Origin of the sequence: Halomonas elongata (assembly GCF_029081005.1) — a bacterium.
Taxonomy (GTDB): domain Bacteria; phylum Pseudomonadota; class Gammaproteobacteria; order Pseudomonadales; family Halomonadaceae; genus Halomonas; species Halomonas elongata_B.
Genome location: NZ_JAJQTQ010000011.1, coordinates 15,326 through 32,576, shown reverse-complemented (window position 1 = coordinate 32,576; position 17,251 = coordinate 15,326). Strand labels below are relative to the sequence as shown.

Annotated in this window: 19 protein-coding genes; 4 read left to right on the top strand and 15 right to left on the bottom strand. The window is 63.8% G+C overall.

Annotated elements, in window-relative coordinates; all coding sequences use genetic code 11:
• Positions 1-56: 56 nt before the first annotated feature.
• The gene (locus LU493_RS09880) at positions 57-635 is read left to right on the top strand and encodes a Fe-Mn family superoxide dismutase (protein ID WP_275287627.1); all 579 of its coding nucleotides are present in this window, start codon (positions 57-59) and stop codon (positions 633-635) included.
• Positions 636-756: 121 nt separating this feature from the next.
• Here LU493_RS09880 and LU493_RS09875 read toward each other — a convergent pair whose 3' ends face one another.
• Together LU493_RS09875 and galU are read right to left on the bottom strand one after the other, a co-directional pair.
• Entirely contained in the window at positions 757-2,067 is a 1,311-nt protein-coding gene (locus LU493_RS09875) for a UDP binding domain-containing protein (protein ID WP_275287626.1), read from the bottom strand.
• Between the two features lie 3 nt (positions 2,068-2,070).
• Positions 2,071-2,964, bottom strand: coding sequence for a UTP--glucose-1-phosphate uridylyltransferase GalU (galU, locus tag LU493_RS09870; RefSeq protein WP_275287625.1), 894 nt, complete (start codon positions 2,962-2,964; stop codon positions 2,071-2,073).
• Between the two features lie 146 nt (positions 2,965-3,110).
• Here galU and ubiG point away from each other — a divergent pair, with 146 nt between their 5' ends.
• On the top strand, positions 3,111-3,836 hold the full coding sequence (gene ubiG / locus LU493_RS09865) for a bifunctional 2-polyprenyl-6-hydroxyphenol methylase/3-demethylubiquinol 3-O-methyltransferase UbiG (RefSeq protein ID WP_275287624.1): 726 nt from the start codon (positions 3,111-3,113) through the stop codon (positions 3,834-3,836).
• Complete coding sequence (locus LU493_RS09860; RefSeq protein ID WP_275287725.1) at positions 3,836-4,519, top strand: HAD-IA family hydrolase; 684 nt, start codon at positions 3,836-3,838, stop codon at positions 4,517-4,519. Before ubiG ends, LU493_RS09860 begins: the two co-directional genes overlap by 1 nt.
• Before the next feature lie 25 nt (positions 4,520-4,544).
• Here the strand turns inward: LU493_RS09860 and LU493_RS09855 are convergent, their stop codons facing one another.
• From LU493_RS09855 to LU493_RS09795, 13 genes are all read right to left on the bottom strand, one after another.
• The gene (locus LU493_RS09855; protein ID WP_275287724.1) at positions 4,545-5,306 is read right to left on the bottom strand and encodes a YciK family oxidoreductase; all 762 of its coding nucleotides are present in this window, start codon (positions 5,304-5,306) and stop codon (positions 4,545-4,547) included.
• A 23-nt stretch (positions 5,307-5,329) separates the two neighbouring features.
• A complete protein-coding gene (ybgF, locus tag LU493_RS09850) occupies positions 5,330-6,130 on the bottom strand; it encodes a tol-pal system protein YbgF (RefSeq protein WP_275287623.1) in 801 nt (266 codons plus the stop codon).
• Positions 6,131-6,369: 239 nt separating this feature from the next.
• Entirely contained in the window at positions 6,370-6,909 is a 540-nt protein-coding gene (gene pal / locus LU493_RS09845; protein ID WP_275287622.1) for a peptidoglycan-associated lipoprotein Pal, read from the bottom strand.
• Positions 6,910-6,937: 28 nt separating this feature from the next.
• Complete coding sequence (gene tolB, locus LU493_RS09840; protein WP_275287621.1) at positions 6,938-8,227, bottom strand: Tol-Pal system beta propeller repeat protein TolB; 1,290 nt, start codon at positions 8,225-8,227, stop codon at positions 6,938-6,940.
• Positions 8,227-9,360: a cell envelope integrity protein TolA gene (tolA, locus tag LU493_RS09835; RefSeq protein ID WP_275287620.1), complete on the bottom strand. Its 1,134-nt coding sequence runs from the start codon at positions 9,358-9,360 to the stop codon at positions 8,227-8,229. Before tolA ends, tolB begins: the two co-directional genes overlap by 1 nt.
• Positions 9,361-9,369: 9 nt before the next feature.
• Positions 9,370-9,810 carry a protein TolR gene (gene tolR, locus LU493_RS09830; protein ID WP_275287619.1) on the bottom strand — a complete coding sequence of 147 codons (441 nt, stop codon included), beginning with the start codon at positions 9,808-9,810 and terminating at the stop codon, positions 9,370-9,372.
• A gap of 12 nt (positions 9,811-9,822) precedes the next feature.
• Positions 9,823-10,512, bottom strand: coding sequence for a protein TolQ (gene tolQ / locus LU493_RS09825; protein ID WP_275287618.1), 690 nt, complete (start codon positions 10,510-10,512; stop codon positions 9,823-9,825).
• 25 nt (positions 10,513-10,537) lie between these two features.
• Positions 10,538-11,560 carry a Holliday junction branch migration DNA helicase RuvB gene (gene ruvB / locus LU493_RS09820; RefSeq protein ID WP_275287617.1) on the bottom strand — a complete coding sequence of 341 codons (1,023 nt, stop codon included), beginning with the start codon at positions 11,558-11,560 and terminating at the stop codon, positions 10,538-10,540.
• 128 nt (positions 11,561-11,688) lie between these two features.
• Positions 11,689-12,300 carry a Holliday junction branch migration protein RuvA gene (gene ruvA, locus LU493_RS09815; protein ID WP_275287616.1) on the bottom strand — a complete coding sequence of 204 codons (612 nt, stop codon included), beginning with the start codon at positions 12,298-12,300 and terminating at the stop codon, positions 11,689-11,691.
• Positions 12,301-12,434: 134 nt separating this feature from the next.
• Positions 12,435-12,977, bottom strand: a complete 543-nt coding sequence (ruvC, locus tag LU493_RS09810; protein ID WP_275287615.1) for a crossover junction endodeoxyribonuclease RuvC — start codon at positions 12,975-12,977, stop codon at positions 12,435-12,437.
• 18 nt (positions 12,978-12,995) lie between these two features.
• Positions 12,996-13,754, bottom strand: a complete 759-nt coding sequence (locus tag LU493_RS09805) for a YebC/PmpR family DNA-binding transcriptional regulator (protein ID WP_275287614.1) — start codon at positions 13,752-13,754, stop codon at positions 12,996-12,998.
• 100 nt (positions 13,755-13,854) lie between these two features.
• Positions 13,855-15,636, bottom strand: a complete 1,782-nt coding sequence (aspS, locus tag LU493_RS09800) for an aspartate--tRNA ligase (protein WP_275287613.1) — start codon at positions 15,634-15,636, stop codon at positions 13,855-13,857.
• A gap of 56 nt (positions 15,637-15,692) precedes the next feature.
• Positions 15,693-15,953 carry an FmdB family zinc ribbon protein gene (locus LU493_RS09795; RefSeq protein ID WP_041602489.1) on the bottom strand — a complete coding sequence of 87 codons (261 nt, stop codon included), beginning with the start codon at positions 15,951-15,953 and terminating at the stop codon, positions 15,693-15,695.
• Between the two features lie 192 nt (positions 15,954-16,145).
• Here LU493_RS09795 and LU493_RS09790 point away from each other — a divergent pair, with 192 nt between their 5' ends.
• Positions 16,146-17,072, top strand: coding sequence for a D-2-hydroxyacid dehydrogenase (locus LU493_RS09790; protein ID WP_275287612.1), 927 nt, complete (start codon positions 16,146-16,148; stop codon positions 17,070-17,072).
• The last annotated feature ends 179 nt before the right edge of the window (positions 17,073-17,251 follow it).

The following is a 17,251-nucleotide window of genomic DNA, read 5'->3' as shown; positions in this document are numbered from 1 at the left end:
TCGTCGGCCCCGCCGAGACCTTCCCCCGAACATCGTGACGACGAGGAGACAGTCGAATGGCATTCGAGTTGCCTGCACTGCCGTACGAAAAAAACGCGCTGGAACCGTATATCTCCGCCGAAACCCTCGAATACCACTACGACAAGCACCATCGGGCCTGTGTCATCCGACTCAATCAACTGGTCGAGGAAACGGCGGACGCCGACAAGTCGCTGGAGGCGATCATCACGTCATCCTCCGGTCGGCTGTTCGACCAGGCGGCTCAGGTCTGGAACCATACCTTCTACTGGCACTGCCTGTCTCCCAAGGGAGGAGGCACGCCGGGGGGAGCACTGGCCGAAGCCATCGAGGCCGAGTACGGTGGCTTCGAGTCATTCAAGCAGGCCTTCAACGACATGGCCGTGGACAATGTCGGTTCCGGTTGGACGTGGCTGATCAAGACCGACGAGGACGGCTTGGCGATCACCAACAGCGACGATGCCGACTGCCCCATCGCCCATGGCCTCACCCCCCTGCTGACCGTCGATGTCCGGGAACATGCCGACTGTATCGACTATCGCGATGCGCGCCGCAAGCACCTGGAAAATATCTGGAAGATCGTGAACTGGGACTTCGTCGCCCAGAACTTCGCTTGAGAGGGTGTCCTGAGGCCCACGGCCCGCCTTCCGGCAGGGCCGTTTCGCGCTCCCTGCGTCAGTGCGTGCCCGACAAACCTGCGCACTTCCCGTTTCCTTTGCAGGTCGTCGAGCGCAACACTCAATCGAGGTGACGTCCAGGATCGGCACGGCGACCGATTCCCCGATAATGGAGTCCCATGGACGCCACATAGCGGGGATCATAGATATTGCGGCCATCCAGCAACAGGCGTCCGGCAAGCTGGGATGCGAGGCGTTGCCAATCCGGATTCCAGTAGGCCTTCCACTCGGTGACCAGCATCAAGGCATCGGCGCCTTCGGTAGCCTCGCAGGGATCCCCGTCGAAACAGGTCAACAGCGGATGTTCACCGAGCCTTTCGCGCAGCGCCATGATGGCCGCCGGATCGTGTAGTCGCACATGCACGCCCTGTGCCCAGAGCGCACGCAGCAGCGTCAAGACCGGCGCGTGGTCGATACGCGCCGTGCCCGGCTTGAAGGCCGCCCCCCATAGTGCCACCGTCCTGCCTTCGAGACGACCGTGGTAATGGGCCCACAGCTTGCGGAAGAGCGTCTCCTTCTTGTGTTCGTTGATATCGAGCACCTGATCGAGCAATGCCGAATGTCGACCGCTGGCCGATTGCACGTCGGCCAGACGCATCAGGTCACGGGAGAAGCTGGGGCCGCCGAAACCGCATCCGGGATAGAGATACTCATAGCCGATACGCGTATCGGCTCCCATGCCCTGACGTACATACTCCACATCGACACCCAGGGTGTCGGACAGGCCGGCGATTTCATTCATGTAACTGATGCGCGTGGCCAGCATCCCGTTGATGGCGAGCTTGCTCAACTCGGCGGCCCGTCGTGGCATGCGCTGGAAGACGTCGCGCCGTCGATTGAAAGCGCGCAGCAGCTCGCGTACCTGATGCTCGGCACGATCATCATCGCAGCCAAACAACCACCGTGAGGGACGCGTGAACGCGTCCCAGGCACGCCCTTCCTCGAGCAGGTCGGCCAGTGCCACGGCAGTACGGCGCGCATCGCCGAGCCGTGCCTCGAGCGCTTCCGTCTCGCCGACCGGGAAGGTCGAATTGTTGATCAGTACCGCCGACGCCGACAGGCAGGGCGCGATAGACGAGACCAGGTCTCCGGCATCGCCGCGTTGCTCCGGAGAGAGTGCCAGCCACAGCACTTCATGGGGTCCTGTGTCCGGAACCGCGTCCTCGGAGAGCAGAATACGGAGCTTGCCGTGCCGGCGCCCCTCCTGCAGATGCGTCAGCAGATGGGGCTCGCTGGCCAGCCAGGCGCTGTCGGCAAGCGTCTCCCAGTCCGAGGAGGCATGAGGGCACCAGACCACGTCATGCCCCACCCAGGAAAGCGCGGCCGACGCCGTGGCGGCGGCCAGTTCACTGCCGATGACGACGACACGCATCTTCTACTCCTCGCCCGTGTAACGAGCGAGCAGGTCGCGGAAGCCTTTCCCGTAACTCGGATGGCGACGTCCGTACGCCAGGATGGCCTCCAGGTAGCCGAGCTGGTGGCCACAATCATAGGTGCGACCGCGCATCCGCCAGGCATCTACGCCTTCTTCCCGACGCAGCGTCTCGATGGCATCGGTAAGCTGGATTTCGTCGCCGGCACCCGGCGGTGTCTCGGCCAGCAGCGGGAAGATACGGCCCGGCAGGATATAACGTCCGATCACGGCCAGATCAGAAGGCGCGTCTTCCTGTGATGGCTTCTCGACGACGCCAGCCAGCGGGGAAGCCTCTCCGGCTTCCGGAGCCTGCCCTTCGGGGGCCACGATACCGTACTTGTGGACCATGTCATGCGGCACTTCCTCGACCATCAACTGGCTGCGGCCGCTACGCTCGAAGGACGCCACCATGCCGGCCAGGTCATTGACGCCATTCAACTCGTTGTCATCGACCAGGACATCCGGCAGCAAGACGGCGAAGGGCTCGTCATCATCTACCACCGGACGGGCACAGAGTACCGCGTGGCCGAGCCCGAGGGGCTCGGACTGACGCACGCTGATGATATTGACGTCGGATGGCACGATGGCGCGCAACTCTTCCAGCAGTTCCCACTTCTCCTTTGCCTCGAGGCTTGCCTCGAGCTCGAAGTGCTTGTCGAAGTGATTCTCGATGGCGCTCTTGCTGCCGTGAGTGACCAGCACGATATCGCGGATGCCCGCATCTACCGCTTCCTGGACCACATACTGGATCACCGGGCGATCGACGATGGTGATCATTTCCTTGGGAATCGCCTTGGAGGCGGGCAGGCAACGGGTGCCGAAACCGGCAACGGGCAGAACGGCCTTGCGGATCATGAAGCGGTCCCTGTCATGTCACTGACGAATGAAATCGAGGAGCGGCATGGGAATGGGCTCCCCGGAACGGGTATCATGCACCATGATACCGAACGAGCCCGAGTTCGCCACCAGGGTGAACCGGCCAACCCCCGACGGAGAGGACAATGACGGCAAGCCAGTCCCATACGGGTAACGTCGACGAGGCGGAAATCGCCAAGTTCGAAGCCCTGGCCGACCGCTGGTGGGATCCCACCGGCGAGTTCAAGCCACTGCATGACATCAACCCGCTGCGCCTCGATTTCATCGATGCTCGGGCGGGGCTGGCCGAGCGACGGGTGATCGACGTGGGCTGCGGCGGCGGTATCCTGGCCGAAGCCATGGCACATCGAGGTGCCTGGGTCACCGGCATCGATCTTGGCGAGGCCCCACTGGCCGTGGCCAGGCGTCACGCCGAGCAATCGGGGGTCGATGTCGACTATCGACGCATCAGTGTCGAGGAAATGGCCGAGCAGCACCCCGGGGAATTCGATGTCGTCACCTGCCTGGAAATGCTCGAGCACGTTCCCGACCCGGCCTCCGTCGTGCGGGCCTGTGCCCGACTGGCCAAGCCCGGCGGGCAGCTCGTCTTCTCGACCATCAACCGCCATCCCAAGGCCTATGCACTGGCGGTGATCGGTGCCGAATACCTGCTGCGCATGCTCCCCAGGGGGACCCACGACTATGCCAGGTTCATCCGCCCGTCGGAGCTCGCAGCCTGGTCTCGAGACGCCGGCCTCGAGATTCGCGAACAGAAAGGACTCACCTACCAGCCATTGACGCGTCGGTATCGGCTGTCGTCCAACGATGTCTCGGTCAATTACCTCATGCATTGCCGACGGGAGGCGTCGTGATGCCCGATCTGTCGGTACCCGAGGCATTGCTCTTCGATCTGGATGGTACCCTGGTGGACACCGCACCGGACCTCGCCCGTGCGACCAACGCCCTGCGAGCGCATCACGGAATGCCCGCCCTGCCCTATGCGACGATCCGTACCCAGGTATCCAATGGCGGCAACGCCCTGGTGACGCTGGCGCTCGGCCTCGACAAGGGGCATCCCGATCATGAGGCGGCACGGAACTTTCTGCTGGCCCGCTATGGCGAGGCGGTGGCCATCGACAGCATCATTTTCCCGCCTCTGGATCGACTGCTCGACACCTGGATGGAAGCAGAACGCCCCTGGGGCATCGTCACCAACAAGCCGCGGGCCTACGCCGCCCCCCTGGTGGCCGAGCTCGGACTGTGCCCCGGCGTGCTGTTGTGCGCCGACGACCTGCCCGTGAAGAAACCCGATCCGGCGCCACTGCACGAAGCGGCACGCCGCCTTGGTGTGGCGCCCGAGCGTTGCTGGTATGTCGGCGACCACCTGCGTGACATGCAGGCGGCCCGAGCGGCCTGCATGTCGGCGGTGGCCGTGGGCTACGGCTATATTGCCGAGGAAGACGACTACCGCCAGTGGCCGGCGGACCTGTGGTTCGATACCGCTGAGGCCCTCACCACTCGACTTGCCAGCGCGCTTCGCGCTTGCGAATGGTGAGTAATGAGGCGCAGCCGGGCCCCCCTCACGCCTTCGGCGGCTGAGCGTCGAACTTCTCGCCGTTGTGGCCACGGCTGTCCGGCCCCATCAGCCACAGGTAGGTGGGCATGATGTCGTCGGGCGACCGCAGGGTCATGGGGTCCTCGCCCGGATAGGCGGACTTGCGCATGGCGGTACGAGTCGCCCCCGGGTTGAGGCTGTTGATGCGCAGGCTGCCAAGATGCTCGACTTCCTCTGCCAGCACTTCCACGAAGCCCTCGGTGGCGAACTTCGAGACCGAATAGGCTCCCCAGTAGGCACGCCCTCGCCGCCCTACGCTCGATGAGGTAAAGATCACCGAGGCATCCCGAGAGGCTCGCAACAGAGGCAGCAAGGCCTGAGTCATCCACAGAGGTCCGTTGACGTTGACCTGCATGACCTGCTCCCAGAGGGCTGGATCGTACTGCTCGAAGGGCGTGATGCGCCCCAGCAGGCCCGCATTATGCAGGATGCCGTCCAGGCGTCCGAACTCCCCGTCGAGCGTTTCGGCCATGTCGTGGAAATCCTTGAGCGTCGCCCCCTCGAAGTTGAGCGGGAAGATCGCCGGCTGGGGCCAGCCCGCCGCCTCGATCTCGTCGTAGACCTTCTCCAGCTTGGCGATGGTGCGCCCGAGCAGGACGACGGTAGCCCCATGACGGGCATAACTCAGGGCAGCGGCTCGCCCGATGCCATCACCGGCGCCGGTCACGAGGATGATACGGCCGGCGAGCAGGTCGCCGGCGGGCTCATAATCGATCTTGCAGGGCATCATGGCGCACCTCGCATGGGGCATCAGTTGCCCGATTGCCTCAGAAAGTCCTCGGCGAGACTGGCGGCACTGCTGTCGGGATACTCTTCCCGCACCTGGTCGAGCAGAGCGCGGCTGTCCTCGGGATCGCCTTGACGCGCCTTGAGCAGCCCCAGCTTGTAGAGCGCATCCGGCACCTTGTTGCTGTCGGGGAATTCTTCGATGACTCGATTGAAGGCGGCGGCCGCCGCGTCCAGCTCGGATTCCGCGGAGTGCAGTTCGCCGAGCCAATAATGGGCATTGGCGGTCAGGCCGCTCTGCGGGTACTCATCGACGAAAGCCTCGAAGGCTTGCCTGGCGGCACCGAAGTCCCGGGCCTGTACCTTGGCGAAGGCGGCCTGATAGGCCTCGCGTCCAGCGGCATTACTTCCCGAACCGCTTTGACCCGACGACGATGATGCGGCTGCCGTATTATCTACCTCGTCCGGCGCGCTGGACGGTGTCCCATCGTCCGTGGAGGATGGAGCGTTGCCGCCGGTACTCGCCAGGCGATTCTCGATATCCATGTACTGCTGACGGGTCTGCTCGCGCAGCTGCTCCAGCTGATAACGCAGCTCCTCGACCTGGCCACGCAGACGGCGCAGTTCTTCCTGGTTGCGTTGCACCCGGTTGAACAGCACCAGGCTGCCACCCGCTTCCTCGCGAGTCGCGGTCTGGTCGTAGAAGGTGCTGTCACCGGCGGACAGATCCCTGACCACCGGTTGCTGGGCCATGGCCGGCCATGTCACGACCAACGGGAGTCCGAGAACCCCCAGGGTGCACAGTCGTTTGAGGCTCTGTTTCATCGCGTATTCCCTCGTCGCGGATGTCGTCGCCTAAGGAAACACTGCTTAAATGCCTGCGCATGCAAATCGCTTCGTTGCGCGGTGCTCGAAAGCTCGCCTAACCCCTCGTTATGTCTCGCTTTCTGTGCTCCGTGCGCCTTGCGCTTCACTATGCTCGGCGATTTATTCAGTATTTCCCTAATCGGCGCCCGCGCGGGGAAGCGCTTGCGCGCTTCACTCCGCGTCTCCTCGGTGTCGGCTCAGTAGGCGAAGACGACCCGACGGTTCTGTGCGTAGGCTTCCTCGTTGCTGCCGCGCGCGGCAGGGCGTTCTTCGCCGTAGCTCACGACTTCCACCTGTGACGGCGACACGCCCTGCACGCTGAGGAACTCTTCAACGGCACCGGCACGACGCTCGCCGAGGGCGAGGTTGTACTCGCGGGTTCCGCGCTCGTCGGTATGCCCCTGCAGGACCACGTTGGCGTCGGGGTTGTTGCGCAGGAAGCTGGCATGCGCATTCAGTACCGACTGGAACTCGGAGCGGATGGCATCGCTGTCGAAGGCGAAATAGATGGTGCGCACCTCGGGAATGCGGGAATCGGCCATCTGGCCGGAACCATCCCCCAGGCCACTGCCGCTGACCTGGCCGGTACCGGTGCCGCTGGTACCGGCTCCCGCGCCACTGCCGCTGCCACTTCCGGACATGGAACCGTCCTGGGTGCCACCGGTGCTGGAGCAACCGGCCACGAAAGCCAGGGAAAACGCGACGGCCAGGGACCGGGCATAGGGCTTGAGTTGCATCGTAGGACTCCTTGCGCTACTGGATCAATCAGTTCAGAAACGGTGACCACGCCGGTTCGCGTACATCACCTTGGGCTGCGGGAAGACGGAAGGACGCCCGCCCGTCCGCGGATACAGCCCCCAGCACACCGCGACTTCCCTGCTGGGTGGCGAAGATTACCATGGTGCCATTCGGCGCGACACTGGGCGACTCGGCTTGCCGGGCATCGCTGATTTCGACCAGTCGCCCGTTATCCAGGTCCTGACGGGCCACCTGATAGCCATTGCTGCCCTTGTGGATCAGGAAGATCGCCTCGCCGTCCGGCGCGAAGCGCGCCCGGGCATTGTAGCTGCCGGTATAGGTCAATCGCTCAGGCTCACCGCCGCCGAGCGCTTTGCGATAGATCTGCGGTCCACCGCTGCGATCCGAGGTATAGATCAGGCTGCGGCCATCCGGCGACCAGGAAGGCTCGGTCTCGATGCTAGGACTATGGGTGATCCGCTGCAGATCGCGCGAGCCGATATCGATGGTATAGATTTCCGGCTGTCCATCTCGGGACAGTGCCATGGCCAGCTTGCGGCCATCCGGCGACCAGCTCGGCGCACTGTTCAGGCCCTCGAAGGACGTCAGCTTGACGCGACGACCGCTGCTGACTTCCTGCACGTAGATCGCCGGCCGTTCACCCTCGAACGAGACATAGGCCAGCTTGCGGCCATCCGGCGACCAGGCCGGTGACATGATCGGCTCGTCCGAGGTCAGTGCCTGCTGGCTGTTGTGGCCATCGGCATCGGCGACAAACAGCTTGAACGACATGTCGTCGCCGACACCTTCGGACGTGACATAGGCGATACGCGTGGAAAAGGCGCCGCGAATATCGGTGATCGCCTCGAAGACCTGGTCGCTGATGCGATGTGCGGCGGCTCGAAGCTGGTCGGGACTGGCCGTCACGGTCTCGCCCAGCATGCGCGATTCGCCGCTGACATCCATCAACTCGTAACGCACGCGCACGTTTTCTCCCTCGCGGGAAACACGGCCGACCACCATGTAGCGTGTATCCAGGGCCTGCCAGTCGCCGAAGCGAACCTCGTCGCTGCTGGCGGGTTGTTCGAACATGGCCTCGCGCTCGAGAGGTTCGAAATAGCCGCTGCGTTTCAGATCGTCGGCAACGACCTGGGCCAGGTCCACCGGCAAGCTGGCATCGTCGCTGGCAAAGGGGACCACGGCAATGGGCGTGGCCTGCTCGTTACCTCGGGTGATATCGATGGTCAGTTCGGCCTGGGCGAGCGGCGTGCAGAACAGCAGCAGCGCCGCCAGCCAGGTGGTCATCAAGGCTCTCATCAGCGAATGTCCCCCGGACGGAAGTTGAGGTTGAACTCACGATAGTCCCGCTGTACCGATGCGGGCAATTCGCGCAATTCGGAAAATGGTGCGGCCGACTCCACCGCCTGGATCGCCGCGCGATCGAAGGCACTGTTGCCGCTGCTGCGCGCGATGCTGGCCGAAAAGACTTCACCGGAAGGCCCCAGACGAATCGCGACCAGCGCATTGGCATTGTCACCCACGTTGGGCGGTATTACCCAGGCTTGTTCCACGGCCTGTCGGACGAGGTTGATGAAGCCATTGGCCGCTTCCTGGGCCTGTTCGGCGTTGGCCGCCGCTTCGGCCTCGCCGGCAATGGCGCGATCGAGGCTGTTCTGGGCGGCCTCTGCCGCGCGCTGCGCTGCTTGTTCGCGTTGACGCTGTTCCTCGGCCTCGCGCTGACGACGCGCCTCCTCCTCGGCCTGACGCTGACGTTCGGCTTCCGCTTCGCGTTGACGCTGTTCCTCGGCCTCTTGCTGGCGGCGTGCCTCTTCTTCCGCCTGACGCTGGCGTTCGGCTTCCGCTTCGCGTTGACGCTGTTCCTCGGCCTCGCGCTGACGACGCGCCTCCTCCTCGGCCTGACGCTGACGTTCGGCTTCTGCCTCGCGTTGGCGCTGCTCCTCGGCTTCGCGCTGGCGACGGGCCTCTTCCTCGGCCTGACGCTCGCGTTCGGCTTCCTGCTGTTCGCGCCGCTCGGCCTGAGCCCTGGCTTCCTCCGCCCGGCGCTCGGCTTCCTCGGCGGCAGCCCGGGCCGCTTCCAGCGCCTCGGCGCGTTCCTGTTCGGCTTGACGTTGACGCTCGGCTTCCGCTTCGCGTTGACGTTGCTCCTCGGCTTCTTGCTGGCGACGCGCCTCCTCTTCCTCGGCCCGGCGCGTCGCTTCGTCTTCCGACGACTCGTCCTCCTTCGCCGATGCCGGTGGTTCATCGGCACGCTGGGCCTGATCGGTGGCCGTCTCGGCACTGACCAGGGTAGCCTGCACGACGGACTGGCTCGGCGGCTCGGTGTCGGATGACGGGAAGCGAATCACGCTGACCACCAGGATACCCAGGTGCAGGGCGATGGCGAGCAGGGTCGGCAGGCCGTAGCCCACGCGTCGATGCTGTCTGGCCATGATCGTTCCTCAGGACTCCCCGGGTGGTGGCTCGGAAATCAATCCGACATCGGCCACACCCGAGGTCTGCAGGGTGCTCATCAACGTCACCACCTGCCCGTAGGATACATTGCGATCACCACGGACCAGCACCTGAGTCCCCGGGTTGCGCTCCAGCAGAATGACCACTCGCTCGCTGAGCTCGTCGAGGCTCACCTGGGTTTCGTCTCCTCCGAGACTGACGAAATACTGTCCCTGGCGGTCTACCGAGACGATGATCGGATCACGATCCTCCGTGTCCTCGATCGGTTCCGAAGCGGTCTGTGGGAGCTCTACCTCGACGCCCTGGGTCAGCATCGGTGCGGTGATCATGAAGATCACCAGCAACACCAGCATGACGTCGATGAACGGCACCACATTGATCTCGTTCATCGGCTTGCGCCGACCCATGCGATTGAAGGGTCCGTGCATGACGCCTCTCCCTCAGCCTTCGGTGGTTTCGCCGCGACCCTGCAGGTTGCGGTGCAGGATGGAATGGAACTCCTCGGCGAAATCCTCGTACTTGCCCAGCAGGCGAGACGATTCGGCGGACAGGCGATTGTAGAAGATCACCGCCGGGATGGCCGCGAACAGCCCCATCGCCGTGGCGATCAGTGCCTCGGCGATCCAGGGCGCGACCGTGGCCAGCGTGGCCTGCTGAGCCATGGAGAGCGACTGGAAGGAGCCCATGATGCCCCAGACGGTACCGAACAGGCCGATATAGGGGCTTGAGGACGCCACGGTGGCCAGAAACACCAGGTGCAGATTGAGGCGGTCTTCCTCCCGCGACCAGGCAACGCGCATGCTGCGCTGGACGCCATCGAGAATGGCCTGGGGGCTCCGGGTCTTGGGCAACAAGCGGTTGAACTCGCGAAAACCGGCCCGGAAGATATGCTCGGTGCCCAGGGTGTCCTGCTCCGCCGGCGTCTCCCGATACAGCTCGTTGAGGTCGACTCCGGACCAGAAACGGTCCTCGAATTCACGATGGGCCTTGCGCGCACGGCGCATCACGAAGCTACGCTGGAAGATCACCACCCAGGACAGCAGCGAGCCGATCAGCAGTAACAGCATCACGGCCTGGACCACGCCGCTGGCGTTCATGATCAGGTGGGGAATGGACATGGCGTCGTTCACGGGAATCCTCGTCGGTCTTGGCTGATCAGTCGTGGCGTGGTGCCTGGTCATCCGGAGCCAGGCCGAAGTGCTGCCAGGCCTGTCGGGTCACCACACGTCCACGCGCGGTACGCATCATCAGTCCCTGTTGGATCAGGTAAGGTTCAATGACATCTTCGATGGTGTCGCGTTCCTCACCGATGGCCGCGGCCAGCGAGTCGACGCCCACCGGCCCGCCATCGAACTTCTCGATCATCGCCAGCAGCAGGCGACGGTCCATGTGGTCAAGGCCATGATGGTCCACATGCAGCATGTTCAATGCCTGATCGGCGATCTCGGCATCGATATGGCCGCCACCGCGTACCTCGGCAAAATCTCGCACCCGTCGCAGCAAGCGGTTGGCGATTCGCGGCGTGCCGCGTGCGCGTCGCGCCACTTCCGTGGCGCCGTCGGCATCGGTGTGCACGCCCAGCAGGCCCGCCGAACGGGTGACGATCTCGGTGAGTTCCTCGACGGAATAGAACTCCAGGCGCTGGACGATCCCGAAGCGATCACGCAGCGGTGAGGTCAGAAGCCCCGCCCGGGTGGTGGCCCCGACCAGGGTGAAGGGCGGGAGATCGAGCTTGATCGACCGGGCCGCCGGTCCTTCACCGATGACGATGTCCAGCTGGAAATCTTCCATGGCCGGATACAGGACCTCTTCCACCACCGCGGAAAGCCGATGAATCTCGTCGATGAAGAGTACATCGCCAGGCTGGAGGTTGGTCAGCATCGCCGCCAGATCACCGGCCTTCTCCAGGACCGGCCCGGACGTCGCCTTGAGCCCCACGTCCATCTCGGTGGCAATGATGTTGGCAAGCGTCGTCTTGCCGAGGCCGGGAGGCCCGAACACCAGGGTGTGATCCAGGCTCTCGCCTCGCCCTCGGGCGGCGCTGATAAAGATATCGAGCTGCTCGCGCACCCGTGTCTGGCCGATATAGTCGCTCAGATGCCGAGGACGGATGGCGTGATCGAGCCGCCCTTCCCCCTCACGGGTCTCGGCGCCGATCAGTCGATCGGTTTCCAGCATGCGAATCCTCCCTTGGGAGAGCACGGCCTGAATGCCGCCGCGCCGCCATGGTGGCGGTGCGCGCAACTCGGCGATTGATGCAGTGCTTCCTTGGCGTCATGGTCCTGGCGAATGGAGCAGACCATGGGTCAGCCTGCCATGCGACGCACGAGCGCCGCCTTGATCATGGCTTCCGTGCTGCCCTCCTTCTCGAGGCCGGACAGCATGCGTGTGGCCTCCGAAGGCTTGTAGCCCAGGCTGACCAACGCGGCCTCGGCATCGGCCAGCGGATCCTTGGGAGCTGGTGCCGAAGCTCCCAGCCCGGCGTCGTCGGCGGAGACGTCGGCGCCGCCCTGCCAATGCGGAAAGCGATCCCGCATTTCGATGACCAGACGTTCGGCGGTCTTCTTGCCGACGCCGGGCAATCGCGTCAGGGCCTTGATGTCGTCATCCATCACACAGCGAATGAAGGCATCCTCATCCATGCCGGACAGTATCGCCAGGGCCAGTTTGGGGCCGATGCCATTGACCTTGATCAGGGCGCGGAACAGCGAACGTTCCTGCTCCCGGGCGAAGCCGTACAACAGGTGGGCGTCGTCACGAACGCTGAGATGGGTGTACAGCGACACCTCTTCCCCGCAGCCGGGCAGTGCCAGCAGAGTCGTCATCGAGGCTTCGAGTTCATAGCCTATCCCCGCCACGTCCACCACCAACCAGGGCGGCTGTTTTTCCAGTAGAGTGCCTCGCAGGCGTCCGATCATGGCGTGTCACAATCCTTGGTCATGAATCCGTCGCGGCGATGCGCGCCGCGACCACTATACTGGTCCCCCCGCCGGCTTGCCAGCCCGCCTGAACGGCGTTCGACAACCCCTCCAGGCGTCGCTGCAAAGCGACATCAGGAGGGGCGAAAATCCCGCCAGGATGTCCCCTTTCCACGTTGACGGCGGCCTCCATACCCCCCTTTATTGATCAACCCTGATCGTGCATGAGCATGGGTCAAGGCGATGGCCAGCGCATCCGCGGCATCGGCCTGGGGTGAACCGTCCAATCCCAGGACGGCCGTCACCATATGCTGCACCTGGTGCTTGTCCGCCCCGCCGCTGCCGGTTACCGCCTGCTTGATCTGGCGCGGTCCGTATTCACTGACCGGCAGGCCGTGGTTGGCGGCGCAGACGATGGCAGTCCCCCGGGCCTGGCCGAGCTTGAGAGCGGAATCGGCATTCTTGGCCATGAACACCTGCTCGATGGCGAATTCACCGGGTCCATGCACACCGATCAACTCGCTGATCCCGGCGTAGACCTGTGCCAGACGCTGGGCCAGGTCATCGCCCCGAGTGCGGATGCAACCGCTGGCCACGTAATGCGGCGTGGAGGTGGTGACATCCAGCACGCCGTAACCGGTGATCCGCGATCCCGGATCGATTCCCAGGATCAGCATCTCGCCCTTCCCTCGGTGTCAGGCATCGTCGTGCAACGACTCCATGATCTCATCGGCAAAATCCGCATTGGTGAAAACATTCTGCACATCATCCAGGTCCTCGAGTCGATCCACCAGCTTGATGATGCGACGCCCCAGCTCGACATCCTCGATCCTGGCGACGTTATCCGGATACAGGCCGACATCGCTGGTCGTCGGTTCGAGACCCGCCTCGACCAGGGCATCCTTGACCGCGCCGAAGCTGTCCGGGGTGGTCACCACTTCCAGGCGACCGTCCTCGAGGGTCTCGATTTCCTCGGGCTCGGCCTCCAGCGTCGCCTCCATGGCGGCTTCTTCGGTGGCACCTTCCGGCAGTGTCAAACGGCCCTGCCGATGGAACATGAAGGCCACGGAACCGGAGGTACCGAGATTGCCGCCCTGCTTGCTGAAGGCATGTCGCACCTCGGAGACGGTCCGATTACGGTTATCGGTCATCGCCTCGACCATCATCGCGACGCCTTCGGGACCATAGCCTTCGTAGACGACCTCTTCCATGTCGTCGCCATCGGTATTGCCGGCACCCCGATCCACCGCGCGTTGAATGGTGTCCTTGGTCATGTTGTTGGCCAGGGCCTTGTCGATGGCGGCACGCAGTCGGGGGTTGTCGGCCGGCTCACCGCCGCCGTGACGCGCCGCCACGGTCAGCTCACGAATCAGCTTGGTGAAGATCTTGCCCCGCTTGGCATCCTGAGCGGCCTTGCGGTGCTTGATATTGGCCCACTTGCTATGACCTGCCATGGAACTCCCTCATTCGAGATGGTGGATTCATGCCGCTTGCATACGACACCGGCGCCTCTGGGGCGCCGGTTCGCATGGTGACGGTGAACGTCGCGGCGCCTCAGTCGCCGGCGTTCTCCGCCTTGGCCTTCTGCCGCAGGCGGATGTTCAGCTCCTTGAGCTGCTGGCCGCTGACCTCGCCCGGCGCATCGGTCATCAGGCAGGCCGCACTCTGGGTCTTCGGGAAGGCGATCACTTCACGGATCGTGCGTGCCCCGCCCATCAGCATGACCAGCCGATCGAGACCGAAGGCCAGGCCGCCATGCGGCGGCGCGCCGTACTGCAAGGCATCAAGCAGGAAGCCGAACTTCTCTCGGGCCTCTTCCTCGCCGATGCCCAGCGCCTCGAGCACGGTCTGCTGCATTGCCTGATCGTGGATACGGATGGAACCACCGCCGAGCTCGGTGCCATTGAGCACCATGTCGTAGGCGCGGGACAGCGCCTCGGCGGGCTGCTGCTTGAGAGCCTCGACATCGCAGGACGGTGCGGTGAACGGATGGTGCAGCGCCTGGAGGCGACCGTTGTCGTCTTCTTCGAACATCGGGAAGTCGACCACCCAGAGCGGTGACCATTCGACGGTATAGAGATCCAGATCCTCGCCCAGGCGGACGCGCAGTGCCCCCAGCGCCTCGTTGACGATGCGCGCCTTGTCGGCACCGAAGAAGATGATATCGCCGTCTTCAGCACCGACACGGTCCAGCAGCGGTTCGACCACGCCATCCATGAACTTGACGATGGGCGACTGCAGCCCCTCGATGCCGCTGGCCCGGTCGTTGACCTTGATCCAGGCCAGGCCACGGGCGCCATAGATGCCGACGAAGTTGGTGTACTCGTCGATTTCCTTGCGCGACAGCGAGGCACCGCCCTTGACCTTGAGCGCCGCGACACGACCGTCATCGGCATTGGCCGGCCCGGAGAAGACCTTGAAGTCGACATCCTTCATCAGGTCATCGACATCGACGAGCTCCAGCGGAATGCGCAGGTCCGGCTTGTCGGAACCGAAACGCTGCATGGCCTCGGCATAGGGCATGCGCGGGAACTCGGGCAACTCGACATCCAGCACCTCCTGGAACAGCTGGCGAATCATCCCCTCGGTGATGGCCATGATGTCGTCTTCCTCGACGAAGGAGGCCTCGATATCGATCTGGGTGAATTCCGGCTGACGATCGGCGCGCAGGTCCTCGTCCCGGAAACACTTGGCGATCTGGTAGTAGCGATCGAAGCCGGACACCATCAGCAACTGCTTGAACAACTGCGGTGATTGCGGCAACGCGAAGAAGCTGCCCGCATGGGTACGGCTCGGCACCAGGTAATCCCGCGCCCCTTCCGGCGTCGCTCGCGTCAGGATCGGCGTCTCGATATCCAGGAAGCCCTGGTTCTCGAGATAGGCCCGCACGGTGTGCGAGATCCGTGAGCGCAGACGCAGCTTGTCGATCATTTCCGGACGACGCAGATCGATGTAGCGATGCTTGAGGCGGACTTCCTCGCCGACCTTGCCGTGCTCATCGAGCTGGAAGGGGGGCGTCGCCGCGGTATTGAGCACCTCGACGTCCTTGGCCAGCACTTCGATCATGCCCGTCGGCATGTTGGGATTCTGGGTGCCTTCCGGACGCAGGCGGATACGGCCGACGATGCGCAGCACATACTCGTTGCGAGCACGGTCGGCGTTGGCAAAGGCCTCGGCGGTATCGGGATCGACCACGACCTGAGCGATACCGTCGCGATCGCGCATGTCGAGGAAGATTACCCCACCGTGGTCACGGCGGCGATGCACCCAACCGCACAGGGTGACCGTCTGGTCCACCATGGTCTCGTTCAACTGGCCGCAATAATGGCTGCGCATGTCGTATCCCGTTTTTCGTGTTCCGTGAAAATGTGAAACGGCAAGGACGGTACGGCTCAGGCCGCCGTGCCGTCCTTGCTCGATGTCTCGGCGGTCTTGCCGCTCTCGTTGCCACCGGCCAGATTCTTCTTGCTGCCGGTCTTGAAATCGGTCTCGTACCAGCCTCCGCCGGCCAGACGGAAACCCGCGGCGGACACCAGGCGTCCAAGCTCGGCACGCTCGCAGGCCGGGCAGTCGGTCAGCGGGGCGGCACTGAGCTTCTGCAACTTTTCCAGGCGATGGCCGCAGGCCTTGCACTCATATTCGTAGATGGGCATGGTCATGATTCTCCCGGTAACGATGTCCCACTGGCGACGCGACGGTGCAACGCGGCACGGTCGCGATGATCGTCATGCGATATAGGGTCGGCCTGCGGATAATCCAAGCCTGACGCAAAGGCCGGACATTATAGCCCGTTGGACACCTCGAGGCCCAGCCCCGGGGATCACCGTCGACACAAGGATCTTGCCATGCATGCCGTCATTCTCGATGCCGCCAGTCTCGGCCCGGATGTCGACCTCGCGCCGATCGAGCATCGGGTCACGCGACTCACGCGGTACGACTTCACGACCGCCGACGAGGCCGTCGACCGACTGGCCGAGGCCGATGTCGCCATCGTCAACAAGGTGAAGCTGGGCGCCGAGACTCTGGCAGCCCTGCCCCGACTACGCCTGATCTGCGTATTGGCCACCGGCACCAACAATATCGACATGGCGGCCGCCGAGCGACTGGGCATTCCCGTGCGCAACGTGACCGCCTACGGCACTGCCAGCGTGGCCCAGCACAGTCTGATGATGATGCTGGCCCTCGCCGCTCGATTGCCACGCTATCAGAACGATGTTGCCCAGGGCCGCTGGCACGCGAGTCCCTTCTTCTGCCTGCTGGAGCATCGGACACTCCAGCTTGAAGGCAAGCATCTGGTGGTCGTCGGCCAGGGAGAACTCGGCACCCGAGTGGGGAAACTGGCCGAGGCCATCGGCATGAGAGTGAGCTTCGCCGCTCGACCAGGTGCCCGGGAAGGTGACGATCATCGTTCCTCCCTCGCCGAGCTGGTCCCGACGGCCGATGTCGTCAGCCTCCACTGCCCGCTTACCGCGGCCACCCATCACCTGATCGACGCCGCGATGCTCGCTCGCTTCAAGCCTGAAGCACTACTGATCAACTGCGCCCGGGGCGGCATCATCGATGAAACCACTGCACTGGCCGCATTGCGCGAGGATCGCCTGGGCGGCCTGGGCGTCGATGTATTGCCCGAGGAACCACCGAGGGACGGCCATCCCCTGCTGGATGCCCTCGCGGAATCGCTGAACCTGATCGTGACGCCGCATAATGCCTGGATCACTCCCGAGGCCCGCCAACGCATCGTCGAACTCACGGCGGAAAACCTTGTACGTTGAACCCCAGGGTCTCCGGGGGTTCATGAGGCAGAAAGCCCGCCCCCGCCTTGCTTCTGTCTGACTGTCAGCTTATATCGGAGCTCGATTGAATCCTGACGAAAAAAGATAACGGTATAAAATCGATACGATCATCGTGTACAACTTGCGCACCTTCTTTCGGGCTTGGATACTCATGTCCC